General features: G+C 68.6%; 21 protein-coding genes and 1 tRNA gene. 16 read left to right on the top strand and 6 right to left on the bottom strand.

The genetic code is table 11. The annotated features are described in order from the left end of the window. The first annotated feature begins 6 nt into the window (after nucleotides 1-6). The 7 genes from fdxH to OHZ10_RS24125 all read left to right on the top strand — a co-directional run bounded on the left by fdxH (nucleotide 7) and on the right by OHZ10_RS24125 (nucleotide 6,569). A complete protein-coding gene (gene fdxH / locus OHZ10_RS24095; RefSeq protein WP_059237213.1) occupies nucleotides 7-921 on the top strand; it encodes a formate dehydrogenase subunit beta in 915 nt (304 codons plus the stop codon). Continuing rightward, entirely contained in the window at nucleotides 918-1,544 is a 627-nt protein-coding gene (locus OHZ10_RS24100; protein WP_059237212.1) for a formate dehydrogenase subunit gamma, read from the top strand. Before fdxH ends, OHZ10_RS24100 begins: the two co-directional genes overlap by 4 nt. Before the next feature lie 108 nt (nucleotides 1,545-1,652). Further along, nucleotides 1,653-2,588: a formate dehydrogenase accessory protein FdhE gene (fdhE, locus tag OHZ10_RS24105; protein WP_256086579.1), complete on the top strand. Its 936-nt coding sequence runs from the start codon at nucleotides 1,653-1,655 to the stop codon at nucleotides 2,586-2,588. Between the two features lie 75 nt (nucleotides 2,589-2,663). After that, nucleotides 2,664-4,103, top strand: a complete 1,440-nt coding sequence (selA, locus tag OHZ10_RS24110; RefSeq protein ID WP_342705912.1) for an L-seryl-tRNA(Sec) selenium transferase — start codon at nucleotides 2,664-2,666, stop codon at nucleotides 4,101-4,103. After that, nucleotides 4,100-6,025, top strand: coding sequence for a selenocysteine-specific translation elongation factor (gene selB / locus OHZ10_RS24115; protein WP_342705913.1), 1,926 nt, complete (start codon nucleotides 4,100-4,102; stop codon nucleotides 6,023-6,025). The genes selA and selB overlap by 4 nt, the downstream gene beginning before the upstream one ends. Nucleotides 6,026-6,057: 32 nt before the next feature. After that, nucleotides 6,058-6,153: transfer RNA gene (locus OHZ10_RS24120), tRNA-Sec, on the top strand. A 203-nt stretch (nucleotides 6,154-6,356) separates the two neighbouring features. Continuing rightward, nucleotides 6,357-6,569 (top strand): hypothetical protein, encoded by a 213-nt coding sequence (locus OHZ10_RS24125; protein ID WP_059237208.1) that lies wholly within the window; start codon nucleotides 6,357-6,359, stop codon nucleotides 6,567-6,569. Nucleotides 6,570-6,643: 74 nt separating this feature from the next. Here the strand turns inward: OHZ10_RS24125 and OHZ10_RS24130 are convergent, their stop codons facing one another. The 3 genes from OHZ10_RS24130 to OHZ10_RS24140 form a co-directional block, all read right to left on the bottom strand. Beyond that, nucleotides 6,644-7,069 (bottom strand): NUDIX hydrolase, encoded by a 426-nt coding sequence (locus tag OHZ10_RS24130; RefSeq protein ID WP_174992713.1) that lies wholly within the window; start codon nucleotides 7,067-7,069, stop codon nucleotides 6,644-6,646. 207 nt (nucleotides 7,070-7,276) lie between these two features. Next, complete coding sequence (locus OHZ10_RS24135; RefSeq protein ID WP_059237206.1) at nucleotides 7,277-8,665, bottom strand: nucleobase:cation symporter-2 family protein; 1,389 nt, start codon at nucleotides 8,663-8,665, stop codon at nucleotides 7,277-7,279. Between the two features lie 127 nt (nucleotides 8,666-8,792). After that, the gene (locus OHZ10_RS24140; RefSeq protein ID WP_342705914.1) at nucleotides 8,793-9,740 is read right to left on the bottom strand and encodes a LysR family transcriptional regulator; all 948 of its coding nucleotides are present in this window, start codon (nucleotides 9,738-9,740) and stop codon (nucleotides 8,793-8,795) included. A gap of 103 nt (nucleotides 9,741-9,843) precedes the next feature. Between OHZ10_RS24140 and OHZ10_RS24145 the strand changes: the two genes are divergently transcribed. Next, on the top strand, nucleotides 9,844-10,581 hold the full coding sequence (locus tag OHZ10_RS24145) for an SDR family oxidoreductase (protein ID WP_342705915.1): 738 nt from the start codon (nucleotides 9,844-9,846) through the stop codon (nucleotides 10,579-10,581). Between the two features lie 11 nt (nucleotides 10,582-10,592). On the opposite strand, the gene OHZ10_RS24150 is transcribed toward OHZ10_RS24145, so the two are convergent. Further along, nucleotides 10,593-11,570, bottom strand: a complete 978-nt coding sequence (locus tag OHZ10_RS24150; protein ID WP_174992710.1) for a LysR family transcriptional regulator — start codon at nucleotides 11,568-11,570, stop codon at nucleotides 10,593-10,595. A 132-nt stretch (nucleotides 11,571-11,702) separates the two neighbouring features. Here OHZ10_RS24150 and OHZ10_RS24155 point away from each other — a divergent pair, with 132 nt between their 5' ends. From OHZ10_RS24155 to OHZ10_RS24190, 8 genes are all read left to right on the top strand, one after another. After that, complete coding sequence (locus OHZ10_RS24155; RefSeq protein ID WP_342705916.1) at nucleotides 11,703-12,419, top strand: SDR family oxidoreductase; 717 nt, start codon at nucleotides 11,703-11,705, stop codon at nucleotides 12,417-12,419. A gap of 240 nt (nucleotides 12,420-12,659) precedes the next feature. Continuing rightward, complete coding sequence (locus OHZ10_RS24160; protein WP_342705917.1) at nucleotides 12,660-14,123, top strand: MFS transporter; 1,464 nt, start codon at nucleotides 12,660-12,662, stop codon at nucleotides 14,121-14,123. Further along, on the top strand, nucleotides 14,120-15,661 hold the full coding sequence (locus OHZ10_RS24165) for an FGGY family carbohydrate kinase (protein WP_174992707.1): 1,542 nt from the start codon (nucleotides 14,120-14,122) through the stop codon (nucleotides 15,659-15,661). Before OHZ10_RS24160 ends, OHZ10_RS24165 begins: the two co-directional genes overlap by 4 nt. Nucleotides 15,662-15,679: 18 nt before the next feature. Beyond that, nucleotides 15,680-17,359, top strand: coding sequence for a glycerol-3-phosphate dehydrogenase/oxidase (locus tag OHZ10_RS24170; RefSeq protein WP_174992706.1), 1,680 nt, complete (start codon nucleotides 15,680-15,682; stop codon nucleotides 17,357-17,359). Continuing rightward, entirely contained in the window at nucleotides 17,356-18,915 is a 1,560-nt protein-coding gene (locus OHZ10_RS24175) for an FAD-binding oxidoreductase (RefSeq protein WP_340625143.1), read from the top strand. Before OHZ10_RS24170 ends, OHZ10_RS24175 begins: the two co-directional genes overlap by 4 nt. Nucleotides 18,916-18,920: 5 nt before the next feature. Beyond that, nucleotides 18,921-19,496 (top strand): glycerol-3-phosphate responsive antiterminator, encoded by a 576-nt coding sequence (locus tag OHZ10_RS24180; protein ID WP_059237197.1) that lies wholly within the window; start codon nucleotides 18,921-18,923, stop codon nucleotides 19,494-19,496. A 28-nt stretch (nucleotides 19,497-19,524) separates the two neighbouring features. Beyond that, nucleotides 19,525-19,860 carry a putative quinol monooxygenase gene (locus tag OHZ10_RS24185; protein WP_059237196.1) on the top strand — a complete coding sequence of 112 codons (336 nt, stop codon included), beginning with the start codon at nucleotides 19,525-19,527 and terminating at the stop codon, nucleotides 19,858-19,860. Next, nucleotides 19,857-21,014, top strand: coding sequence for an iron-containing alcohol dehydrogenase (locus tag OHZ10_RS24190; protein ID WP_059237195.1), 1,158 nt, complete (start codon nucleotides 19,857-19,859; stop codon nucleotides 21,012-21,014). The genes OHZ10_RS24185 and OHZ10_RS24190 overlap by 4 nt, the downstream gene beginning before the upstream one ends. Nucleotides 21,015-21,050: 36 nt before the next feature. On the opposite strand, the gene OHZ10_RS24195 is transcribed toward OHZ10_RS24190, so the two are convergent. Then, nucleotides 21,051-22,214: an MFS transporter gene (locus OHZ10_RS24195; RefSeq protein ID WP_340625142.1), complete on the bottom strand. Its 1,164-nt coding sequence runs from the start codon at nucleotides 22,212-22,214 to the stop codon at nucleotides 21,051-21,053. Nucleotides 22,215-22,518: 304 nt separating this feature from the next. Further along, a complete protein-coding gene (locus OHZ10_RS24200; protein WP_174992702.1) occupies nucleotides 22,519-24,699 on the bottom strand; it encodes an ornithine decarboxylase in 2,181 nt (726 codons plus the stop codon). Nucleotides 24,700-24,751: the final 52 nt, after the last annotated feature.

Raw genomic sequence — 24,751 nt, forward strand, 5'->3', positions numbered from 1 at the left:
AAAGAGATGGCATTGCAATCGCTGGACATCAAGCGCGTCTCGGCCACCACGACGCCACCGCCCACGGTGCGCGAACCGGTGACCGGGAGCGTCGCGAAGCTGATCGACGTATCGAAGTGCATCGGCTGCAAGGCATGCCAGACGGCATGCATGGAGTGGAACGACCTGCGTGACGAGGTCGGCACCAACGTCGGCGTGTACGACAACCCGGCCGACCTGACCGAGCATTCGTGGACGGTCATGCGGTTCTCCGAATACGAGAACCCGGCGGGCGACCTCGAGTGGCTGATCCGCAAGGACGGCTGCATGCACTGCGAGGATCCGGGCTGCCTGAAGGCATGTCCGTCGCCGGGCGCGATCGTGCAGTACAACAACGGGATCGTCGATTTCCACGAGGAGAACTGCATCGGTTGCGGCTATTGCGTGACCGGTTGCCCGTTCAACGTTCCGCGGATCTCGAAGAAGGATCATCGCGCATACAAGTGCACGCTCTGTTCCGACCGCGTCGCGGTCGGCCAGGAACCGGCCTGCGTGAAGACCTGCCCGACGGGCGCGATCGTGTTCGGCACCAAGGAGGACATGAAGCAGCACGCGGCCGAGCGGATCGAGGACCTGAAGGAACGCGGCTTCGAGCACGCGGGGCTGTACGACCCGCAGGGCGTCGGCGGCACGCACGTGATGTATGTGCTGCACCACGCCGACAAACCGTCGCTGTATCACGGGCTGCCCGACAACCCGTCGATCAGCCCGATGGTGAAGCTGTGGAAGGGGATCGCGAAACCGCTCGCGGTCGCCGGCATCGCGCTGACCGCGCTCGCCGGGTTCTTCCACTACGTCCGCGTCGGTCCGAACGAGGTGAGCGACGCAGAGGAATCGGCCGCGCGCGACGAGGCCCGACGCATCAAGGAGGACGCGAAATGAGCCACGACGACCCCAACCTGATCGTCCGCTACTCGGCGAACGAGCGCACGAACCACTGGATCACCGCGATCACGTTCGTGCTGCTCGCGCTGTCCGGGCTCGCGCTGTTCCATCCGTCGATGTTCTGGCTGACCGCGCTGTTCGGCGGCGGCCAGTGGACGCGGATCCTGCATCCGTTCGTCGGCCTCGTGATGTTCGTGTCGTTCGCGATCCTCGTCGTGCGCTTCTGGCACCACAACGCGCTCGACGCGGACGATCGCCAGTGGCTGAAGCAGATCGGCGACGTGCTGACCAACCAGGAAGACAAGCTGCCGCCTGTCGGGCGCTATAACGCCGGGCAGAAGCTGCTATTCTTTACGTTGGTGGCGTGCCTGCTGCTGCTCCTGCTGTCGGGAGTCGTGATCTGGCGGCGCTACTTCTCGTTCTACTTCCCGATCGGGGTGATCCGCGCGGCCGCTGTCGTGCATGCCGTGGCGGCCTTCGTGCTGATCGCGAGCATCATCGTGCACATTTACGCGGCGTTGTGGGTGAAGGGCTCGATCGGCGCGATGGTGCGTGGCACCGTCACGCTGGGCTGGGCTCGCAAGCATCACCCGAAGTGGTTCCGTGAAAGCGTGAAGTAACGCACCGGAGCGGGGCGGCTCGCCGATTGCGGCGGGCGGCCCCGTCAACCGTCGGAACCGCCTGAAAGCGCCGACCTGTCGGCGCTTGTTTATTTGGAAGACATATTTGTGACACAACGTATTCTCGAACCGACCGAGATCTCGGCACTCGATCATTCGGCCATTCCGCGCTTTCGCCTGCCGGAGCGCGCGACCGCGTTCGCGGCGCGCGCCGCGCGGATGCGCAAGCTTGCCGACCTGAACCCGATCAGCGGCTACCTGCGGCTGATGGCCACCGTCGCCGACGCGCAGCATGCGACGCTGCAGACGCTGGACCTGCCGCTGCCGTCGAAGGAAGCGATCGCGCGTGCGCAGCAGCATTCGATGCCGCTCGTGCCGGCACTCGACGGCGAGCGCGACGCGCGCTGGCGCGCCGTGCTGTACGAACTGCTCGACCGCGTCGAAGGCGCCGGGCTCGTCAACCCGCAGCTCGCGAAACTGCTCGACCGGCTGCGTCTGATGGCGCCGGCCGAACTCGACGCGCAGGCCGACGCGATCCTCGCGCTGCGCTTCGCCGAGGTCGACCCGGCTACCGCGCCGTTCCTGATGGCCGCGCTGCAGGTGGTCTGGACGGACCTCGCGAGCCGCGTGACACCGGCCGATGTTCCGTATCTCGACCAGCCGGGGCTGTGCCCCGTGTGCGGCTCGCATCCGGTCGCGAGCGTCGTGCGGGTCGGCGGCCAGTACCAGGGCTACCGTTTCCTGCAATGCGGGCTGTGCACGACCGAGTGGCACATGGTGCGCACGAAGTGCTCGCACTGCGATTCGACGAAGGGCATCGCGTATCACGGGATCGAGGGCGGCAGCGAAGCCGTCAAGGCCGAATCGTGCGACGAGTGCAAGACCTATCGCAAGATCGGCTATCAGGACAAGGACTACGAGTTCGAGCCGCTGGCGGACGATCTCGCGAGCCTCACGCTCGACCTGCTGATGAACGAGGCCGGCTACCAGCGCAGTTCGCCGAACCCGCTGCTGTGGCCGGACGTCGCGCGGGAAGCGGACTGACGGCACGAGGCCGGGGGCGGTGCGCGAGCGCCGGCGCCGGCCGACTGCGAAGCATGAGACTGGAGCCACCACTACGTGACCGAACCGGGTGTGAATGAATTGAATGCGGTGCTGGCGCGCGTGCCCTCCGTCGAGCGCGTGCTGTCGTCGGCACCGTTGCAACCGCTGATCGCGGACTATGGCCGCACGCGCGTGCTGAACGCCCTGCGCGCGGAGCTGGAACGCTGGCGTACCGCCGCGCAGCGCGATCCGGCAGCGGCCGAGCCGCTCGACGAGCCGCGCATCGCCGCCACCCTCGCGCGCACGCTGGACGCACGGAGCACGGGCGCCGTGCGCGCCGTGTTCAACCTGACCGGCACCGTGCTGCACACGAACCTCGGGCGTGCGCTGTTGCCCGACGACGCGGTGCGCGCGGTGGTCGACGCGCTCACGCGGCCGGTCAACCTCGAATTCGATCTCGCCACGGGCCGCCGCGGCGATCGCGACGACCTGATCGACGATCTGCTGTGCGAACTGACGGGCGCGGAAGCCGCGACCGTCGTCAACAACAACGCTGCGGCCGTGCTGCTGACGCTGTCGGCGCTCGCGACGAAGCGGGAAGTGGTCGTGTCGCGCGGCGAGCTGGTCGAGATCGGCGGCGCGTTCCGCATTCCCGACATCATGAGCCGCGCCGGCGCGAAGCTGCGCGAGGTCGGCACGACCAACCGCACCCATCTGCGCGACTACGCGGACGCAATCGGCCCGCGCACGGCGCTGCTGATGAAGGTGCACTGCAGCAACTACGCGATCAGCGGCTTCACGAAGGAGGCGACGCTTGCCGAACTCGCGCCGCTCGCGCGCGAGCACGGCGTGCCGGTCGCCGTCGATCTCGGCAGCGGCACGCTCGCCGACCTGTCGCAATGGGGCCTGCCGCACGAGACGACCGTGCAGGAAACCGTTGCTGCCGGCGCAAACGTTGTCACGTTCAGCGGCGACAAGCTGCTCGGCGGGCCGCAGGCCGGCCTGATCGTCGGCGATCGCGCGCTGATCGCGAAGATCAAGAAACACCCGCTCAAGCGTGCGCTGCGCGTCGGCAAGCTGACGCTCGCGGCGCTCGAGCCCGTGCTGCGTCTGTACCAGTCGCCGGAATTCCTGCGCGACCGGCTCACGACGCTGCGCCTGCTGACGCGCCCGCAGCGCGAGATCGCCGAAGCGGCCGAACGCGTGCGCCCGATGCTTCAGGCCGCGCTCGGCGGCGGTTTCGACGTGACGGTCGAGCCGATGTCCAGCCAGATCGGCAGCGGCGCGCTGCCGGTCGATCAACTGCCGAGCGCCGGGCTCGTCGTGCGCCCGGCGGACGGCAAACGCGGCGGCCGCGCGCTCGTGCAACTCGAGAAGCGGCTGCGCGAATGGCCGCGCCCGGTGATCGGCCGGATCGCCGACAATGCGCTGCGGCTCGACCTGCGCTGTCTCGAAGCCGCTGACGAAGCGGCGTTCGCCGCACAATGCGTGCCGCTCGCGGGGCCCGCCGCATGATCGTCGGGACCGCGGGACACATCGACCACGGCAAGACGACGCTGGTGCGCGCGCTGACGGGCGTCGATACCGACCGCCTGAAGGAAGAGAAGGCGCGCGGCATCTCGATCGAACTCGGCTATGCGTATACGCCGCTCGACAACGGCGACGTGCTCGGCCTGATCGACGTGCCGGGCCACGAGAAGCTGATTCATACGATGGCGGCCGGCGCGTGCGGGATCGACTTCGCGCTGCTCGTGATTGCCGCCGACGACGGCGTGATGCCGCAAACGCGCGAGCATCTCGCGATCCTGCAACTGCTCGGCGTCACGCATGGCGCCGTCGCGCTGACGAAATGCGATCGTGTCGACGCCGCGCGGGCCGCCGAGGTGCGCGACGAGATCGCCGCATGGCTGCACGATTCGACGCTGGCCGGCGTGCCGATTTTCGAAACGCGGGCGACGGTCGCGGACGATCAGGGTGTCGCAGCGCTGAAGCGTCACCTGGCCGATGCGGCGATCGCGTGGCGTGCGCGCCGCGACGACGGGCTATTCCGGCTCGCGGTCGATCGCGTGTTCACGCTCGCGGGGCAGGGTACGGTCGTGACGGGCACTGCATTCGCGGGCCGCGTCGCGACGGGCGATACGCTCGCGATCGTGCGCACGGGCGGCGCGGCGCGAGTGCGCAGCATCCATGCGCAGAACCGGCCGGTCGAGGCCGGCCGCGCAGGCGAGCGTTGCGCGCTGAACCTGGCCGGCGTCGACAAGACTGACGTCGAGCGTGGCGATACCGTCGCCGATGCGCGGCTCGTCGCGACGTCGCCGCGCCTGGACGTCGAGCTGACGCTGCTCGCGGACGCCGGTCTGACGCTGACGCACTGGGCGCCGCTGCATGTGCATCTCGGCACGCTGCATCGCGTCGCACACGTGGCGCTGCTCGACGGCGACACGCTCGCGGCCGGCCAACGGATGCGTGTGCAACTGGTGTTCGACGAGCCGGTGTTCGCGCTGCCGGGCGACCGGTTCATCGTCCGCAACCCGCAGGCGACGCGCACCGTCGGCGGCGGCCGAGTGCTCGATCCGTTCGGGCCGGCACGCAAGCGCCGCACGCCCGCGCGCCGGGCATGGCTCGATGCGCTGGCGGCATGGCTCGACGAAGGGCGACTCGATGCGTTGCTCGCGCAGGCGCCGCTCGGCCTTCCGCGCGCGACGCTCACGCATCTGACGGGTTTCGCGCCGAATGCGCTGGCATTGCCGGACGACGCGCTGGCGATCGGGCAACGCGACACCGCGTCGAACGACGGCGCGGTAATTTCGCATGCACACTGGCGCGCGCTGCAGACGCGGGCGATCGATACGCTGCGCACGTATCACGAGCGCATGCCCGACGAGCAGGGGCTCGACGCCGCACGCCTGCGGCGGATGGCTGCGCCGCTCGTCGGCGACGCGCTGTGGCGTGCGCTGGTCGAGGCGCTGGTGGCCGGCGGCGAAGTTGCGCGCAGCGGGCCGTGGCTGCATCTGCCGACGCATTCGGTGAGCCTCGAGCCACGCGAGGAAGCGCTGGCGCAGCAACTGCTGCCGCTGATTCATGCGGGGCGCTTCGATCCGCCGTGGGTGCGCGACCTGGCCCGCGACACGGGCGCCGCCGAGGACGCGGTGCGTACGCTGCTGCGCAAGCTGGCGCGGCGCGGCGATGTGCACCAGGTCGTGCGCGACCTGTTCTATCACGCGGATGTTGCGCGCGAGCTGGCGGCGCTGGTCGCGCATCTCGCGCCGTCGCGCGGCGGCGGGCTCGATGCCGCGGCGTTCCGCGACGCGACGGGGCTTGGCCGCAAGCGCGCGATCCAGATTCTCGAGTTCTTCGATCGGGTTGGGTATACTCGCTTCCACCGCGATCTTCACTACCTGCGGCCTGACAGCGGTTGGGTGGGTATTCAGGCGTAGGCGCTCGTTGTTCTTTTGGTTCTTTTCCCCACGGAAGGCATTCGTATCCGGTGGTACGGCCGGGCTTCAAACCCGGTTGGGGGTGTCAGACACTCCCGGGTAGGTTCGACTCCTGCTGCCTTCCGCCATCCCGTTTTCTCGCGATTCGACCTGCTTCAGATGGCGCGCCTGCGTCACGGAGCGACGTCGTGCGACGGTCACGACCCGGCAAACTTGATCCGGAAAAGCACTAAAAGTCTGCGAATTATTTCCCGGCTATAGTGGAATCACTGAAGGTAGACGCGGCGCCTTTGCCGATACCGTTCAGGTAATGACTGTAGACGGGTGCTGTATGAAAAATAAAATCGAAAAGACCGCCGGACCGATCTGGGGCGTGGCAGCAGGATTGCTTCTCGCTGTCGCAGGATTGAGTCTCGGCATTTTCCCGAAGTCCCTGCACAGCTCGGGAAGCGCAAACGACTTCATGGCGTCCGGCGTGGCGATGCTGGGCATCTTCCTCGTCGTCTATTCCATGCACGAATTGCGCCGAAAGCGCATGCACTGAGCGTTCGCGCCGCCGTTCCGCGACAGTCGACTTGAGCCGGCCGACGGCTCACGCGTGCGCTCGCCGTCGGCGCGCTACGCCTTGCGGATTTCGTGGTTGTAGACGAGTTCGACGATTCGCTTCGTCGGAATACTCGCGCGCAATCCGTCGACGCTGTCGATCGGAAACCACTTGCATTTCTCGATCTCGTTGTTCGCTTGCGGCGTCTGGTCCGGGCCGACTTCCGCGAAGAACACGTGATGGACTTTCGCGAGCCCGGTGAATTGCATCGAGTACGTCAGATCCTGGCCGGTCATCCCGGTTTCTTCGCACAACTCGCGATGTGCGGCTTCGAGCGGCGTTTCCCCGCGCTTGATCGTGCCGCCGGGCAGCGCCCAGCGCGACGCCGCACGCGCGACGAGCAACACCTGCGCGTCGCGATAGCAGACGACGGTCGCGCGTTCCTTGACCGGGACGGCGCTCGCTTCGGGAGCGGTGTTGGGTGCGGGGGCTTGGGGCATGCAGTGATTCTAACCAGCACAAATCGATCGGCCAAGGTGGCCTGACCGGGTTTGACGATTGATCGCCTCGGATGCGCAGTCGACCACGGCGCATGTCGAACGCGTGAGACGGGGTGCAGATCGCGTTGCCTGCACGGCGCCCCGATGTCGTTCGGCACGACGCGCGATGGGCCTGACAGGCGCACGCGCGTCGCGCGGTTCGTCCGGTTACTTCTTTTCCGGCAGGAACCAGTTCATCACGAGCGCGCAGATGCCGCCCGTCGCCACACCCGATTCCAGCACGTTCTTGAGCGCGTGCGGCAGGCTGTTCAGAATGTCCGGCACCTGCGACACGCCGAGGCCGAGCGCCAGCGACACCGCGATGATCAGCAACGCGCGTCGGTCGAGCTGGACGCCCGCGAGGATGTTGATACCCGATGCGGCTACTGCGCCGAACATCACCATCGCCGCACCGCCGAGCACGGGTTCCGGCACGGCCTGCAGCACGCCGGCGACGACCGGGAACAGGCCGAGCACCACCAGCATCCCCGCGATCCAGATGCCGACGTAGCGGCTTGCGACACCGGTGATCTGGATCACGCCGTTGTTCTGCGCAAACACCGAGCTCGGGAACGTGTTGAACACGCCGGCCAGCAGCGAGTTCGCGCCGTTGACGAGCACGCCGCCCTTGATGCGTTGCATCCACACCGGCCCTTCGACCGGCTCGTTCGAGATCTTGCTGGTGGCCGTGACGTCGCCGATCGCCTCGAGCGACGTGACGAGGTAGATGATCAGCATCGGCACGAACAGCGACCACGAGAAGCCGATGCCGAAGTGCAGCGGCGTCGGCACCTGGAACAGCGCGGCCTGGTGCATGCCGGTGAAGTCGAGGCGGCCGAGGAAGGCGGCCGCGAGATAGCCGATCACGAGTGCGATGACGAGCGCGGTGCTGCGCACCCAGACGATCGGTACGCGGTTCAGCAGGATGATCGTGCCGAGCACGAGCCCCGACAGCGTCAGGTTTTCCGCGCTCGCGAACGTGCCCTTGGCCATCGCGCCGTAGCCGCCGCCCATGCTGATGAGGCCGACCTTGATCAGCGTGAGGCCGATCAGCAGCACGACGATGCCGGTCACGAGCGGCGTGATCAGGCGCTTCACGAACGGCAGGATGCGCGACACGCCCATCTCGACGAACGACCCGGCGATCACGACGCCGAAGATCGCGGCCATCACGGTCTCGACCGGCGTGCCTTGCTTGACCATCAGGCTGCCGCCGGCGATCAGCGGGCCGACGAAGTTGAAGCTGGTGCCCTGGACGATCAGCAGGCCGGCGCCCAGCGGGCCGAAGCGCTTGCACTGGACGAAGGTGGCGATGCCGGAAATCACCAGCGACATCGACACGATCAGGGTCGTATCGCGGCTGGACACGCCGAGCGCCTGGCAGATCAGCAGGCCGGGCGTGACGATCGGCACGATGATCGCCAGCAGGTGCTGCAGCGCGGCGACGAAGGCAACCATCGGCGCCGGCCGGTCGTTCGGGCCGTAGACGAGGTCGCGGGCCGATGCTGCGGCGTCGGCGCCGTGGGAGGCAGGTTGGGCGGAGGAGGCGGGTTGCATGGCGAGCGGGCCGGACAAGGTGGAAAGTGCGGCATTTTAGCCGAAGGGCCCGTCGGCGCCGCCGGCGCGCGCCGCAATAGTGGGGATTCGTTGGATCGGGGAAAGGGGGCGGATCGGTGCCGGGCGATCAGCGGGTTTGCCGCGTCGCGACCGTAGCCGCCGTGGCGGTCGCGCTGAAACCGGGCAGTTCCGGAATCCGCTGTTCCATGAACTGCAGGAAGGTGCGGGTCCGGAGCGGCAGATACCGGCGCGACGCGTAAACGAGATGCAGCGCGTGCGCCGGCACCATGTCCCACTTCGGTAGCAGCCTGACGAGCTGTCCGGCGTCGATCAGGTCCTGGACGAGCCACGCCGGCGCGCTGCCGAGCGCGTGCCCGGCCAGGAAGCATTCCCGCAGCGCGATCGAGCTGTTCACGCGATACCGGCCGCGTACCGGAACGGCGACTGTCTCGTCGCCCCGTGCAAATGTCAGTTCGCTGCCGATGATGTCCGCGCGGGCGTAGCCGACATACGCGTGCTTCGTCAGATCTTCCGGGCGGCGGATCGTCGGCGTCCGCGCCACGTATGCGGGCGTGGCCACCAGCAGGCGCGGCGACGAAGCGATGTGGCGCGCGACGGCATCCGGCGGCAGCACCTGGCCGAGGCGAATCGCGACGTCGACGCCTTCCTCGACCAGATCGATCACGCGATCGGTCAGGTGCAGTTCGACATCGATCTCCGGCCACGCGGCGAGGAATTCGAGCACGAGCGCATTCAGCCTCAGCTCGCCCAGCCCGAGCGGCGCGTTGACCACCAGCTTGCCGACCGGGCGCAGCGTTTGTCCGCGCACGTCGGCCACCGCGCTTTCGTATTCGTCGAGTACGCGCTTGCAGCGGTCGTAGAACCGCCTGCCCTCGTCGGTCGGCGCGAGGCTCGTCGTCGAACGTTCGAGCAGGCGCACGCCCAGTTCCAGTTCGAATCCGGCGACGATCTTGCTGATCGTCGGCTGGCCGGTGTCTTCCTCGCGCGCGACCGCCGAGAAATTGCCCAGCTCGATCGCGCGGACGAACACGCGCATGGCACGCAGCGAATCCATCTTATTCCCTTATGGCATGAGCCCTATGCAAGTCTCCCATGTTCCGGCGAAATGGAGAATGACCTAACGTTCGTGGACCTTCACCCCCTGACGAGGAGTCGACATGAACGAGGTAACGCAATGTTCTGCGCTGGCGGGCGCGCACGTCGTGGTTTTCGGGGCGAGTTCGGGAATCGGACTCGCTGCCGCTGCCGTCGCGAAGGCCAAGGGCGCCAGCGTCACGCTGGTCGGCCGGACCCGCGCGAAGCTCGAGTCTGCCGCGCTGGCAATCGGCGGCGCGGGCATCGCGGTCGCCGATATCGCGGACCGGCACGCCGTGCAGGCCGTATTCGACGCGTTGACGCGCGTCGATCACCTCGTCGTCACGGCCGGTCAATTCATTGCCGGGAAGCTGACCGAGACCGATCCCGACCAATTGCTCACCGCGCTGCACGAGCGCATCGCCGGGCCGGTGTATGCGATCCGGGCCGCGTTGCCGCTGATGCCCGCGACCGGCTCGATCGTGCTGACCGGCGGGCAGTTGTCGGATCGGCCGGCCGCGCACGGCCCGTCCGTCATTGCCGCCGCCGTACGCGGCGTCGAGGCGCTGGCGCAGTCGCTCGCACTGGAGCTGAAACCGATTCGTGTCAATGTCGTCGCGCCGGGCTTCGTCGAAACGCCGCTTTACGATGGGTTCGGCCCGGAAGCGCGTGACGCGATTCTCACGGGCGCTGCAGCGGCGCTGCCCGGCGGTCGTGTCGGACGGGCGGACGAAGTCGGGGAGGCGATCGCGTTCCTGCTGGGCAACGGCTTCATGAACGGCGAAATCCTGCACATCGACGGCGGCGGCCGGCTGGTCTGAGCCGCGTGACGTCAGCCGGCGGTACGCGGTCCGGCGCGGCGTGCGGTTGCGCGCGGCGCGCGGGAATCCGGATACGCGCGCTGGCAGACGGCAATGACGGCATCGCGCAGGCGGCGATGCACGGGGTCGCCATGCATGCGCGGATGCCACAGCGCGGAAACGAGGATCGCCGGCAGGTGCACCGGGATCTCGAAACTGCGCAGCCCCAGGGCTTCCGTGAGTCCCGGCGAGAACGCGTTGCCGAGGCTCGAGCGCGGCACGAGCGCGATCAGGTCGGTGCTGGCGGCGACGCGCATCGCATCGGGATAGCCCGGCACGACGACGTGCACGGCGTGGCCCGGGCCGGCGCTGCCGGTCGCGTCGCCGGCCGGCCCGTCGAAATCGCCGAGTTGCGATGCGATCACGTGACGGCAGGCCGCATAGCGCGCCGGCGTGATCCTGGCCGATGCGAACAGCGGGTGCCCGGTGCGCGCCACCGCGACGTGCCAGTCGTGAAACAGCATGCGCGTGTGCAGTTCGGGCGCATCGTCGCCGCGTTTGCCGATTTCCAGGTCGATCGCCCCGTCGCGCAGCGCCTGCGGATCGCGGTCGGGTTTCGGGACGAAGCGGATGCGCACGTGTGGTGCGACTTCGCCGAGCGCGGTGACCACCGGACCCGACAGCATTTCCATGAACGACGCGGCCGCCCGGATGGTGAACGTGGCGGTGAGGGTGGCGATGTCGACGTCGGCCGTCGCCGGCCGGAGCACGGCGCGTGCGTCGAGCGCGATCGCATGCACGCGGTCGCGCAGCGCGGCGGCATGCGGTGTCGGCACGAGCTTGCGCCCGGCCCGCACGAGCAACTGATCGCCGGTGGAGAGCCGCAGCCGTGTGAGCGTGCGGCTCATCGCGGACGTGCTCAGGCCCAGCCGCCGCGCGGCGCCGGTCACGCTGCTTTCCGACAGCAGCGCGTCGAGCGCGGTGACGAGGTTCAGGTCGAGGTCTTCCATGCGGACAGGATACGCTTTTGCGTGAATGACAGGGCGTTCGGTGCAACTATCGGTTGCATCCGGTGCGTCTGGCGCCTGTCGTGGTGCGCGCCTATAGTGGCCGCATGACGAAACCAGACCAAGGCGGAAACCATGCAATCGACTGAATCGAATCGACACGTCCCCACGCTCCTGCTCGTCGCGGCCTCGCGCGGCCTGGGGCTCGCGATGGCGGAGGGTTTCCTGAACCAGGGCTGGAACGTGACGGGTACCGTGCGCGAAGGATCGGGGCGCACGAAGCTGCACGACCTGGCCGACCGGTTCGACGGCCGGCTCGATATCGAGATGCTCGATATCTGCGAGCCCGCGCAACTGGCCGCGCTGCGCGAGCGCCTGTCGGGCAGGCGCTTCGACATGCTGTTCGTGAACGCGGGGACGACCAACGATCCGAACGAGACGATCGGCGCAGTGGCGACCGACGAATTCGTGCGCGTGATGATCACGAATGCACTGGCGCCGATGCGCGTGATCGAGACACTGCAGGATCTCGTGACCGCGGAAGGCCTGATCGGCGCCATGTCGTCGGGGCAGGGCAGCGTTGCGAACAACGTCAGCGGGATGCGCGAGGTGTATCGCGGCAGCAAGGCGGCGCTGAACCAGTTCATGCGCAGCTTCGCGGCGCGTCAGGCCGATCCGCGTCGTGCGATGGCATTGATGGCGCCCGGCTGGGTCCGCACCGAACTTGGCGGGCCCGATGCGCGCCTGACCATCGAAGAGAGCGTGCCGGGCCTCGTCGACGTGCTGCTCGCGAAGCGGGCGCGGCCCGGGCTCGAATACCTCGACTACCTGGGGCGGACCGTGCCGTGGTAAACGCGCGGTTCGCGGTGCATTGCCCGCGTGCGAACGCCGTTGCGGGCGCAACGATTGCGCGACACGATGATGCGCCGCTCGCTGCAACGCACAACCGACCGCGCTTGACACAGGCGCGCTGCCCGCCGTAAATTGCGCTGGCAGATCTAGATAAGAGACTATCTGTAAGATGGTCTCTCCATGCGTCGATCGCATCTGCAATGTCGAGCCTCTTACAGAAAAAATATACGGAGGCCGATTGTGCAAACGATCGCAGTCAAGCTTCATGGCATTGAAGACGTCATCTCCTTTCTCGACGCGCGCCCCGGTATCACGGGCAGGGCGGGACTCGTCTGGTGGCTGTCGCTCGGCGGGCTGTTTCTCGACGCATTTTCCAACTCGGCACTGAGCGCCGGCCTTGGGCCGATGACACACGAATTGCATCTGTCGGCCGCGCAGGTCGCATGGATGACGTCGTTCGCATCGTGGGTCGCGATCGCGTTCAACCCGATCGGCGGCTGGATGGCCGACCGGTGGGGCCGTGTGCGGCCGCTGATCGCCGCGAAGCTGCTGTCGGTGATCGGTGCGCTGCTGGTGGTGTTCGCACCGGATTTCAACGCGATTCTCGCGGGCCGCTTCTTCGTCGGGATGGCGTACGGAATCGACTTCGCGATCGCGATGGCGATGCTCGCGGAGTTCACGCCGGGCCGCCTGAAGAGCCGGCTCAATACCTGGCAGGGCATGTGGTACACGGCCGTCTGCCTGAACCTGCTGCTCGCGCTGCTGTTTCATGCGTGGCAGGTCGGCGATTCGATCTGGCGCTACTCGGTGGCGGCCACCGCGGTATTCGGCGTCGCGATCCTCGCGCTGCAATGCGCGTACCTCGTCGAAAGCCCGATCTGGCTCGCACGCAAGGCGCGGCTCGACGATGCGGCGCGCGCGATGACACTCATCTACGGGCAGGGATTCATCGCCGCGCCTGCGCATGAACGCACGCCGGTCGTCAATCCGGCCACGCGCGGCCTCGCGAACGTGCTGCTGATCTTCCGCGGCGTCTACCTGCCGCGCACGATCCTGGCCGCGACCGTGCAGATCGGCCAGTCGATCGAATACTTCGCGATCGGCTGGTATCTGCCGCTGATCAGCGCCGCGCTGTTCGGCAAGGATTTCGTCTACGCGACGCTCGGCGCGCTCGTGTTCAACCTGTTCGGGATCGTCGGCGGCTTCTCGTCGTCGGCGGTCGGCCGCCGTGCCGGCCTGCGTCGTGCGTCGGCATTCGGCTTCGCGGCGGTCTGCGCGATGCTGGTTGCGCTCGGGCTGTTTCATGCGCGCATGCCGCTGTGGCTGTCGGTGGTCGTGCCGTCGCTGTTCATCCTGTTCCACTCGGCCGGCCCCGGCGCGAACGGCAAGAGCCTGTCGTCGCTGTCGTTTCGCGGCGAGCTGCGGGCGGGCGCGAACGGCATCGTCGGCGCGCTCGGGTCGATCGGCGCGGCGCTCGGCCTGCTGGTCTTTCCGCTGTTTCGTGCGCGCTACGGCCTCGAGCACACGTTCCTGATTCTCGCGATCGTGCCGTGCGTGGCCAGCGCGATCTGCTTCGCGATCCGCTGGGATCCAACCCGCACGACGATCAATCCCGACAACGAACCCGACGCGCCGCACTTCGGCGAAGACGCGCGCACCGCGTCGGCCTTCCTGAAACCCGCCATCGAGAAAACGCAGCGATGACCGAAACCCGAAACGCCATTCTCGCGATCGACGAAGGCACGTCCGGCACGCGCGCCGCGCTCGTCGACGCGAGCGGACACGTGTCGTGCCTGGAATACCTGCCGCTGTCGGTCGACAGCCCGCGGCCCGGCGTCGTCGAACAGGACGCGAACGCGATCCTCGACAAGACGCTCGCGGTCTGCCGCGCGACGCTTGCCCATGCGCATGAGCAGGGTGTGCGCATCGTCGCGCTGGCGCTCGCGACGCAGCGTGCGACCGCCGTGCTGTGGGACACGCGGACCGGGCGCGCGCTCGTGCCCGCGATGGTCTGGCAGGACACGCGTCATGCCGACGAGCTCGACCGTCTCGCGGCCGACTGGGACCGCGTGCTGGTGCCGCAGGTCGGGCGGCCGGCGGGCGTGCGCTCGCCGTATCTGTGGGCCGTGCACCAGTTGCGCACGTCGCAGGCGGCGGCCGACGCGCAGCGCGCCGGCTGTCTCGCGTTCGGCACGATCGATACGTGGCTGCTGTGGCATCTGTCCGATGCGCGCGCGTGCGTGACGACGCCGACCAACGCAACTTCCGCGAGTGCGTACCGGCTCGGCGAACACCGCTACTTCGACCCGTGGCTCGATGCGCTCGGCTTTCCGCGCGAGCTGCTGCCCGCGCTGCGCGAGGATGCCGACGCGTTCGGCCGCACGCGCGAGGACGTGCTCGGCATCGACGTGCCGATTCTCGCGTGCGCAGGCGACCAGTTCGCGGGGGCAGTCGGCCTCGGCTGCGTCGAGCGCGGGCAGGCGATGTGCGTGCACGGCACCGGCAGCTTCGTCGACCTGCTGACGGGTACGGCGCGCCCGGACGCCGGATCGCATGCGCAACCCGGTCACGCGCACGACGGCACGCTCGCGATGACTGCACGGCGGCACGGCGGCGTGTCGCATTACTCGCTCGAAACCTTTGTCGCGACGACCGGATCGGCCTTGCGCTGGGTCTGCGAAAAGCTGCGCTGGTTCGACGATCCCGCGCAGATCAGCGCGCTGGCGGGCACCGTGCAGTCGGCGCGCGGGGTGACGTTCGTGCCGGCGCTCACGGGCCTGCGCGTGCCGCGGATGGAGCCGAACGCGCGTGCGTTGCTGTCGGGCATCTCGATCGCGACGACACAGGCGGAGGTCGCCTATGCGGTGCTCGAAGGCATCGCGCATTCGGTTGCATCGTGCATGGAAGCCAACCAGGCGGTCGCGCGGGCCGACGTGTCCGAGCTGATCGTCGGCGGCGGCCTCGCGGGCAGCGACACGCTGCTGCAGATCCAGGCCGACGTGAGCGGCGTGCCGGTGCGCCGGATGCGCGAAGGCGACCGCGCGAGCCTGCGTGGCGCGGCATTCCTCGCGGGTGCATCGGGGTTGCTGTGGGATTCGCTCGACGCGGCCCGCGCGACGCTCGTCACCGACGCCGTGTTCGAACCCTCGATCGATGCGGACAGCCGGCAGCGCCGGCGCGCGGCCTGGCACGCTCGGATCGCGTCCGAGCTCGCGCACGCGGCCGATTTTGCTCATGCGTAAGCACGGAGAACGACCAGCATGATGTTTTTGCCATCCAGAAAACCCCGGACGGACCGGGCCGGCATGACGGGCACGGAACCGTTGCGCGTGAACCGCGACGAGCATCTGGCACGACTCGAGACGGATACGTTCGACGTGCTGATCGTCGGCGGTGGCGTGACGGGCGCGTACGCGGCGTTCGATGCGAGCCTGCGCGGGCTGCGCGTCGCACTCGTCGAGAAGAGCGACTTCGCGTCGGGCACGTCGTCGAAATCGTCGAAGATGGTGCACGGCGGGCTGCGCTACATCGAGCAGGGCAATCTCGGGCTCGTGCGTCATTCGCTGCTCGAGCGGCAGCGGCTGCGGCGCAACGCGCGCCATCTCGTGCAGCGGCTGCCGTTCCTGTTTCCGGTGATGGAGCGCGAAGGCGTGTTCGACCGGCGCCTGGCGAAGGCCTTCGAAAGCCTGCTGTGGACCTACGACATCGCCGGCGGCTGGCGCGAGGGCATCCTGCACCAGAAGCTGACCAAGGCCGAGGTGCTGTCCCATTGCCCGACCTTCAACGAAACCCACCTGACGGGCGGCTTCCTGTACTTCGACGCGCGAGTCGACGATGCGCGCCTGACGCTGAACCTGGTGCGCACGGCCGCGTTTCATGGCGCGGCGGTCGCAAACCACGCGCGCGTGGTCGAGCTGACGCGCGACGGCCACGGCAAGGTCGACGGCGCGATCGTGCATGCCGACGGCCGCGAACGGCGCGTGCGGGCGCGGGTGGTCGTGATGGCGACCGGCGTCTGGCTGCGCGACTGGACCGGCGCGCGCAAGGGCGATGCGCCCGCGTTGCAGGTGCGGCCCGCGAAGGGCGTGCATGTCGCGATCCCGTGGCTGAAGATCCGCAACGACTGCACGGTGACGATCCCCGTGCCGGGCCGCAACCGCCGCGCGACGATCACGCGCTGGGGCAACGTGTCGTATCTCGGCACGACCGACGAGGACTACGACGGCGATCTCGACGACGTGCACTGCACGCGGCAGGAACTCGATTTCCTGCTGGACGGCGCGCGTTCCGCGCTGAAGACCGACCTGAGCGCGGACGACGTGGTCGGCAGCATCGCCGGATGCCGGCCGCTCGTCGGGCCGCCGGGCGGCAAGACGATCGAGATGAAGCGCAATCACGAGATTCACGTCGCGCCCGACGGGCTCGTGACGATCGTCGGCGGCAAGCTGACGACGTCGCGGCACATGGCCGAGCAGACGATCGATACGGTCGGCAAGCTGCTCGGCCGCCGCGCACGCTGCCGCACGAAATCGGCCTACCTGCTCGGCGCGGCCGGCTACGACCCGCAGGCGATCGTCGCATCGGGCGGGCTTGCCGCGCATCTCGGCGAACGCTACGGCACCGAGGCGCGCTTCGTCGGCGACCTCGCCGATGCGGCGCCGTCGCTGCTCGCGCCGATCGTCGAAGGGCTGCCGTACAGCGAAGCGGAAGTGCTCTATGCGGTGCGTCACGAATTCGCGCGCAGCGTCGACGACGTGCTGTCGCGCCGCACCCGCGCGCGGCTGATGGCGCGCGATGCGTCGGCACGCGCGGCGCCGCGCGTCGGCGCGATCCTTCAGGCGGAGCTCGGTTTGTCCGATGCGGCCGTCGCCAGCCAGGTGCGCGACTACGTCGCCGCCATCGCACTCGAAAAAGCCATCCTCATGGGAGAACACGGATGATCAGCAAGGAAGCCATCAAGCGCGGCTACAACCGCGGTAACTACGTCGTCGGCGCGCATACGCCGCCGCCATACTCGCTGAACCTGGCGGCCGGCGGCGCGCCTGTCGAGGCCGGCATGCAGCGCGCGCCGGTCGCGGTATCGCCGCAGCAGGTCGACGCACTGCGCGCGGTGGCCGACGAGGTGCTCGCGCAGCCGGCCGACGTCGTCGCGTGGACCCGCGACTGGTGGGCCGCGTCGATGGTCGCGGAAACGGGCGGCCGGCCGGCGACGCCGCATGCGGTCGTCGTGCGCGTGTCGACGGTCGAGCAGGTGCAGGCCGTGATGCGCATCGCGCACGCGGCGACGATTCCGGTGACGGCGTCCGCCGGCCGCAGCAACGTGACGGGCGCGGCGCTGCCGGTGCGCGGCGGCATCGTGCTCGACGTGTGCGGGCTGAACCGGCTGATCGGTGTCGACACCGAGAGCCAGATCGTCGACGTCGAAGCCGGGATGTTCGGCGACGTGTTCGAGGACACGCTGCAACGCGAACACGGGCTGACGATGGGGCACTGGCCGTCATCGTTCGGGATCAGCACGGTGGGCGGCTGGATTGCATGCCGCGGCGCGGGGCAACTGTCGACGCGCTACGGCAAGATCGAGGACATGGTGTTCGGGATGGACGTGGTGCTTGCGGACGGCAGCCTCGTCACGCTCGGCGGCTATTCGCGCGCGGCGGTCGGCCCGGATCTGCAGCAACTGTTCATCGGCAGCGAAGGGACGCTCGGCATCATCGTGCGCGCGCGCCTGAAGCTGCATCGGCTGCCCGATTACGGCCGCGCGATCGCGTACGGCTTCGACACGTTCTCGGCCGGCCTCGACGCGTGCCGCGAGATCCTGCAACGCGGTGCGAACCCGGCGGCACTGCGGCTCTACGACGCGCTCGAGAGCGGCGTGCAGTTCGGCCTGCCCGACACGAACGTGCTGCTGATCGCCGACGAAGGCGTGCGCGAGATGGTCGACGCCGTGATGGCGATCGGCGCACGCGTCGGCGAGGAAAGCGGGCGCAAGCTCGACGGCGACGCGATCTTCGAGAAGTGGCTCGACACGCGCTACCTGACCGGCAAGAGCGCGGAAGGCTTCAAGCGCAGCCCGGGCTTCGTGGCCGACACGCTGGAGATGTGCGGCCGCTGGCGCGATCTCGCGGCGATCTATCGCGACGTGGTGGCCGCGCTGCAGGCGGTGCCGGGCACGCTGGCCGGATCCGCGCACCAGTCGCATGCATACGCGGACGGCGCGTGCCTGTATTTCTCGCTGCGCGGCGACGTCGCGGTGGCCGAGCGGGCCGCGTGGTACCGCGCCGCATGGGACGCGGCAAACGCGGTGCTGATCCAATACAATGCAGCGTTGAGTCATCACCACGGCGTCGGGCTGCTGCGTTCGCCGTACCTGCGCGATTCGCTGGGCACGGCGTTCCCGGTGCTGCAGACGGTGAAGCGCGCGCTCGATCCGAAACACATCCTCAACCCCGGCAAGCTCGGTCTCGGCGACGAGACCGGCCCGCACGTCGACCGGTAAACGTCATGGACAAGTCGCTGGGCGCGCGTCTCGCCCGTCATCCCGTCATCGCCACGTTGTATGGCGTCGAGCAGGCCGACAGCTTCATCGACAGCGAGGCCGAGGTCGGCATCGTCGCGAACGTCGACCTGCGCCGGCTGCAGGCGGTTGTCGCGGCGCTCGCCCGGGCCGGCAAGTTCGTGATCGTCAACATCGATAGTTGCGACGGGCTGTCGCAGGACAAGGGCGGCGTCGAATATCTGGCCGATATCGGCGTCGCGAGCCTGGTGTCGACGCGCGTCGCGACGATCCAGCGTGCGAACCGCGCCGGGCTGATCACGATGCAGAAGGTGTTCGTGACCGACCGCTCGACGTGGCCGCGCAGCGTGAAGGCGATCGAGCAGAGCGATCCGAACCTGGTGCAGCTGATGCCGGCGCCGATGCTCGCGCACCTGAGCGAAGCCGACCGGCAGGCGCTGCCGCCGATCGTCGCGTCGGGCTTCGTCGGCAACGCGGACGACGTGCGCAGCGCGAGGCGGCACGGGGCGGTCGCGGTGTCGACGAGCGACAGCGCGTGGTGGAATTTCGACCCGTCGGCGTGACGGGCCTCTGTCGAACACGGAGCGCAGCATGAACGAACCTTACCTGCAGGTGATCGCGCATTACTTCGCGAAGCCCGGCAACGGCGACCGCGTGGTCGAACTGCTCGCGGAACTCGCGCCGGCCACGCGCGCCGAGCCGAAGAACCTCGACTACGCGTATTTCCGGTCGCCGGAGCACCCCGACCACATCGTGATCCTCGAGCGCTACCGCGACGCGGACGGCCTCGACGCGCATCGGGAAACGCCGCATTTCCAGCGGATCGGGATCGGGGCCATCATTCCGTTGCTCGATCGCCGCGACGTGTCGCGCTACATGGTGCAGCCGGACACCGGCACGGCGACGCCACCGGGAGGCACCCGATGAACCCGTTTCAATTCCGTACCGTTCCGACGCAGATCGTCGAATTCGGCGCCGCGCGCCGGCTCGGCCCGCTGTTGCGCGAACGCTTTCCGGCGCTCGCGCGGCTGTGCGTCGTCACCGATGCGTTCCTGCATCGCAGCGGCGTGCTCGCGCCCGCGCTGGAGAGCCTCGCCGCGCACGGCTGGCAGGTGACGGTGATCGACGACGTGATCGCCGACCCGCCCGAGCACGTGGTGCTCGAGGCGACCGAACGGGCCGTCGCGGCCGATGCCGAGATCGTGCTTGGCCTGGGCGGCGGGTCGTCGATGGACGTCGCGAAGCTGATCGCGGTGCTCGCGCCGCGGCAGCAGGCGCTGGCCGACATGTATGGCGTCGACAAGGTCGCGAGCGCGCGGCTGCCGCTCGTGCAGATGCCGACGACGGCCGGCACGGGCTCCGAGGTCACGGCCGTGTCGATCGTCACGGTCGGCGAGGCGCGCAAGATGGGCGTCGTGTCGCCGCACCTGTTCGCGGACGTCGCGATTCTCGACGCCGAACTCACGCTCGGCCTGCCGCGCGCGGCAACCGCCGCGACGGGCATCGACGCGATGGTGCACGCGATCGAGGCCTATACGTCCGCGCGGCTGAAGAATCCGGTGTCGGACATGCTCGCGACGCACGCGCTCACGCTGCTGTCTCGCAACCTGCTGGCAGCGTGCGACGACGGCCAGAACCGGCACGCGCGCGAAGCGATGCTGGTGGGCGCGATGTTCGCGGGGCAGGCGTTCGCGAATGCGCCGGTCGCGGCCGTGCATGCGCTGGCCTATCCGGTCGGCGGCATTTTCCACGTGCCGCACGGGTTGTCGAACGCGCTGGTGCTGCCGCACGTGCTGCGCTTCAATGCGCCGGCGGCCGCGCCGCTGTATGCGGAACTCGCGGCGATCGTCGCGCCGTCGGCGACGGGCAGCGACGAAGCGCGCACGCACGCGCTGATCGCCGAAATCGACCGGCTGATCGTCGCGACGGGTATTCCGCGCACGCTGCGCGAAGTCGGCATCGGCGAGAGCGACCTGCCGCGCATGGCGTCGGATGCGATGCTGCAGACGCGCCTGCTCGTGAACAATCCGCGCGAGGTGACGGAGGCTGACGCGCTGGCGATTTACCGGCAGGCGTGGTGATGCGGCGGGCGCGCGCATGGCGCCGTCCGTCACGATTCACGAGGCGCGGGCGGCCTGCCGCGCGGGCCGTGCCGCAACGCACGCGCATGCCAGCGCGACGGCCACGAGCGCGCACCCGGCCCACGGCGTGACGAGCAGGGCATCGCGCCCGACGAGCACGCCGCCGAGCGCCGACCCGAGCGCGACGCCCGCATGCATGGCCGACACGTTGATGCCGACGCTCGCATCGGCCAGCGACGGCGCGGTATGGATCAGGTAGTTCTGCACGATCGGCGAGATCGACCAGCTGATGCCACCCCACAGCATCATCGCGGGCACGAACGCGAGCGGCGATGCACCGGCCGCCGGCAGCATCGCCATCGCGACGAGAAACACGGCCGGGCATGCGCACAGCGCGCGTGACGCGCCGAGCCGGTCCGAGAAGAGTCCGCCGAGCCACGCGCCGGTCACGCCGGCGATCCCGAACGCCACGTACAACCCTTCGAGTGCGGCCGCACCGGGCGACAGCACGGCCTGCAGATACGGCGTGAGATACGCAAACAGCGTGAAATGCCCGCCGATCATCGCGATCGAGACGAGTTGCGCAGCCAGCAGGCGCGGCCGTGACAGTACCGCGCGATACGACGGCACGCCGGGCGCGCCGGCCGCGGCAGGCGCCATGCGCGGCAGCCGGCGGGCGAGCCGGATGCCGAGCGGCAGCGCGGGCACGGCGATCGACACGAACACTGCGCGCCAGCCGGCCCATTCGGCAATGCGCATCCCGATCGGTACGCCGAGCACGAGCGATGCGCTGATCCCCATGAATACGATGCCGATCGCGCGGCCGCGTTGCGCCGCCGGCGCGAGTTCGGCCGCGAACCGCGTCGCGACGAGGATCAGCGTCGCGCAACTCGCAGCCATCAGCACGCGCGCGGCGAACAGGCTCGCATAGCCGGGGCTCGCGGCAGCAAACAGGTTCGCGGCCGCGAATGTGCCGAGGGCCGCAAGCAGTGCGGTGCGCCGTTCGACGCGCGCGACGCAGCCGGCTGCCACGAGCGCGGCCAGTGCGAATACGGCGGAGAAAATCGTGGTGAGCTGGCCGGCGGCCGCAATCGACACGTGAAGGCCGGCAGAGATCGCCGGCAGGATGCCGACGCAGATGTTTTCGGCGACGCCGGCCAGGAATACGGCGGCGGCCAGCAGGTACACGCGAACGTCCATCGCAAACCCCTCCTGTACGGTCGACGCGACAGCGCCGGGCAGGGGCGGGGCCGCATCGGATCGAATCGACGGATGGGTTTCGAGGCGAGGCTTCGGTTATCCCGGAAAGGAGGACGGTAGCGCATGCCGGGGGCGCATGCAAGTGCCGCTCTCGTGTACGTTGTCGCGACGCAATCGCGGCCGCGCCGGTGGGATTTGCGCCGCCTGCGGCCACGCGCATCCGGTCCCCGTTCCCGCGCCCGTTCGTGCGATGGGCGGCGGTCTCGAAGAAGGGCCGTGAGCGGCGCGCGGCCGCCGGGCCGCCCTACGCGCGCGACGCGTCGGCGCCTGCCGCGACCACGTAGGCCGATGCCTGCTTCGTGCCGTCCGGCTTCGTCTCCAGGTACACGCCCTGGATTTCCGGCTCGAAGCCCGGCAGCGCGTTGATCCCGGCTTCCAGCGCACGGAAGTAATCGAGCGCCGGGCCGCCCCACGCTTCGCCGGGCACCACGCAGAAGATGCCGGGCGGATAGGGCAGCGCGCCCTCGGTCGCGATCCGGCCTTCGATGCGGTCGAGCGTGACGAGCTCGACGTTGTTGCGGATCAGCTCGGCGTTCGCGGCCTGCGGCTGCATCGCCTGCTTCGGGAACTGCGCGCGCCGGAACATCTGCTTCTGCAGGTGCTTCATGTCGTGGCTGCGGTAGAAGTCGTGCATGCGCTGGCACAGCTGTCGCAAGCGCATGGTGCCGTACAGCTCCGGATAGGCTTCGCACAGCGACGGAATCGCTTCGCGCAGCGGTGTGTCCTGGTCGAGATGGCGCTCGAACTGCGCGAGGTGCGCAACCAGATGCTGCAGTTTGCCGAAGCTCTCCGACGGCGTGAGCAGGAACAGGATCGTGTACAGGTCGGCCTTCTCGGGCACGACGCCGTGCTCGCGCAGGTAGCGCGCGAGGATCGGCGCCGGCGCGCCGAACGATGCGTACTCGTGCGTGTCGGGATCGATGCCGGGCGTCGTCAGCAGCAGCTTGCACGGATCGACGAAGTACTGGTCGTCCGCATAGCCTTCGAAGCCGTGCCACGTGTCGGCCGGGTGAAAGCGGAAGAAGCGCAGGTCGTCGACGATCTGCTCGGTCGGGTAGTCGGCCCACGGGCGGCCGTCGACCTGTTGCGGAACGAACGGGCGGATCTGGCGGCAGGTCTTCATCAGCAGCTTGCGCGCGTCGACACCGTGCGCGACGCAGTCGCGCCACAGGCGCTTGCCGGCCGGGCCCGCATGCATCTGCGCGTTCACGTCGAGCGCCGCGAACATCGGGTAGAACGGGCTCGTCGACGCATGGATCATGTACGCGTTGTTGAAGCGGCGGTGGTCGCAGAAGCGCTTCTGGCCTTCGATGTGGCTGTCCTTCTTGTGGATCTGCGACGTCTGCGAGAAGCCGGCCTGCTGCTTGTGCACCGACTGCGTGACGAAGATGCCGGGATCGTCGGGGCCGAGTGTCAGCATCAGCGGCGAGCAGTCCTGCATCATCGGGATGAACTGCTCGTAGCCGACCCACGCCGAATCGAACAGGATGTAGTCGCACAGATGCCCGATCCGGTCGACGATTTCGCGCGCGTTGTAGATCGTGCCGTCGTAGGTGCCGAGCTGGATCACGGCGAGCCGGAACGGGCGCGGCAGGTCGGCGCGCTCGGGCGCGACGTCGCGGATCGCGTCGCGAATGCGCGCTTCGCCGAGCGCCGCGCTGTCGACGCCGCCGATGAGGCCCCACGCGTTGCGCGCGGTTTCGAGGTAGACGGGCCGCGCGCCGGACAGCACGAGCGCGCCGAGGTGCACCGACTTGTGGTTGTTGCGGTCGAACAGCACGAGATCGCCGGGCGCGAGCAGCGCGCTGGTGACGACCTTGTTCGAGGTCGACGTGCCGTTCAGCACGAAGTAGGTCTTGTCCGCGTTGTAGATGCGCGCGGCGTTGCGCTGCGCTTCCAGCGCGGGCCCTTCGTGAATCAGCAGGTCGCCGAGCCGGACGTCCGCGTTGCAGAGGTCCGCCCGAAAGATCGTCTCGCCGAAGAAGTCGAAGAACATCCGGCCGAGCGGGTGATTCGAGAAGAACTGGCCGCCCTGGTGGCCCGGGCAGTCGAACTCGACGTAGCCGCGCTGCACGTATTCGCGCATGACCTTGAAGAACGGCGGCAGCAGATTCTCGCTGTAGATGTCGGCGGCGGCGGAAATCTGCCGGCCGTAATAGTGGCGGCCGCCGTGCCGGAGCTGGATCACGCCGCTCGCGCTCGGCAGGATCGACGGCGGCACTTCCTGGTCGGGCTCGACCGCGACGAAGAACGGAATCGCGAACCCGGTTTTTTCGACGGCTTTCAGCACTTTCTGCGCCGAATCGATTCCGACCACGATTGCCGCGATATTCGTGAAATCGGTCTGGAATACGTCGACCTGTTCGTGCGTGGTGAGGAAGGCGCCAATCAGCGCCGGCTCGACTGCGATTTTCAACAGACTCACGCGAACTCTCCCGTAAATGTGCGGAAGCGGGAGCGCGATTCGCGCCGGCGCG

Origin of the sequence: Burkholderia arboris (assembly GCF_038723655.1) — a bacterium.
GTDB classification, from domain to species: Bacteria; Pseudomonadota; Gammaproteobacteria; order Burkholderiales; family Burkholderiaceae; genus Burkholderia; species Burkholderia arboris.

Excerpts from the sequence above, each read along its gene's own strand:
- OHZ10_RS24165 (WP_174992707.1), top strand. The coding sequence starts at position 14,120 with ATGACCGAAACCCGAAACGCCATTCTCGCGATCGACGAAGGCACGTCC.
- OHZ10_RS24155 (WP_342705916.1), top strand. The coding sequence starts at position 11,703 with ATGCAATCGACTGAATCGAATCGACACGTCCCCACGCTCCTGCTCGTC.
- OHZ10_RS24185 (WP_059237196.1), top strand. The coding sequence starts at position 19,525 with ATGAACGAACCTTACCTGCAGGTGATCGCGCATTACTTCGCGAAGCCC.
- OHZ10_RS24190 (WP_059237195.1), top strand. The coding sequence starts at position 19,857 with ATGAACCCGTTTCAATTCCGTACCGTTCCGACGCAGATCGTCGAATTC.
- OHZ10_RS24140 (WP_342705914.1), bottom strand. The coding sequence starts at position 9,740 with ATGGATTCGCTGCGTGCCATGCGCGTGTTCGTCCGCGCGATCGAGCTG.
- OHZ10_RS24135 (WP_059237206.1), bottom strand. The coding sequence starts at position 8,665 with ATGCAACCCGCCTCCTCCGCCCAACCTGCCTCCCACGGCGCCGACGCC.
- fdxH (WP_059237213.1), top strand. The coding sequence starts at position 7 with ATGGCATTGCAATCGCTGGACATCAAGCGCGTCTCGGCCACCACGACG.
- OHZ10_RS24130 (WP_174992713.1), bottom strand. The coding sequence starts at position 7,069 with ATGCCCCAAGCCCCCGCACCCAACACCGCTCCCGAAGCGAGCGCCGTC.
- OHZ10_RS24195 (WP_340625142.1), bottom strand. The coding sequence starts at position 22,214 with ATGGACGTTCGCGTGTACCTGCTGGCCGCCGCCGTATTCCTGGCCGGC.
- OHZ10_RS24150 (WP_174992710.1), bottom strand. The coding sequence starts at position 11,570 with ATGGAAGACCTCGACCTGAACCTCGTCACCGCGCTCGACGCGCTGCTG.
- OHZ10_RS24175 (WP_340625143.1), top strand. The coding sequence starts at position 17,356 with ATGATCAGCAAGGAAGCCATCAAGCGCGGCTACAACCGCGGTAACTAC.
- selB (WP_342705913.1), top strand. The coding sequence starts at position 4,100 with ATGATCGTCGGGACCGCGGGACACATCGACCACGGCAAGACGACGCTG.
- OHZ10_RS24100 (WP_059237212.1), top strand. The coding sequence starts at position 918 with ATGAGCCACGACGACCCCAACCTGATCGTCCGCTACTCGGCGAACGAG.
- OHZ10_RS24145 (WP_342705915.1), top strand. The coding sequence starts at position 9,844 with ATGAACGAGGTAACGCAATGTTCTGCGCTGGCGGGCGCGCACGTCGTG.
- OHZ10_RS24125 (WP_059237208.1), top strand. The coding sequence starts at position 6,357 with ATGAAAAATAAAATCGAAAAGACCGCCGGACCGATCTGGGGCGTGGCA.
- OHZ10_RS24170 (WP_174992706.1), top strand. The coding sequence starts at position 15,680 with ATGATGTTTTTGCCATCCAGAAAACCCCGGACGGACCGGGCCGGCATG.
- OHZ10_RS24180 (WP_059237197.1), top strand. The coding sequence starts at position 18,921 with ATGGACAAGTCGCTGGGCGCGCGTCTCGCCCGTCATCCCGTCATCGCC.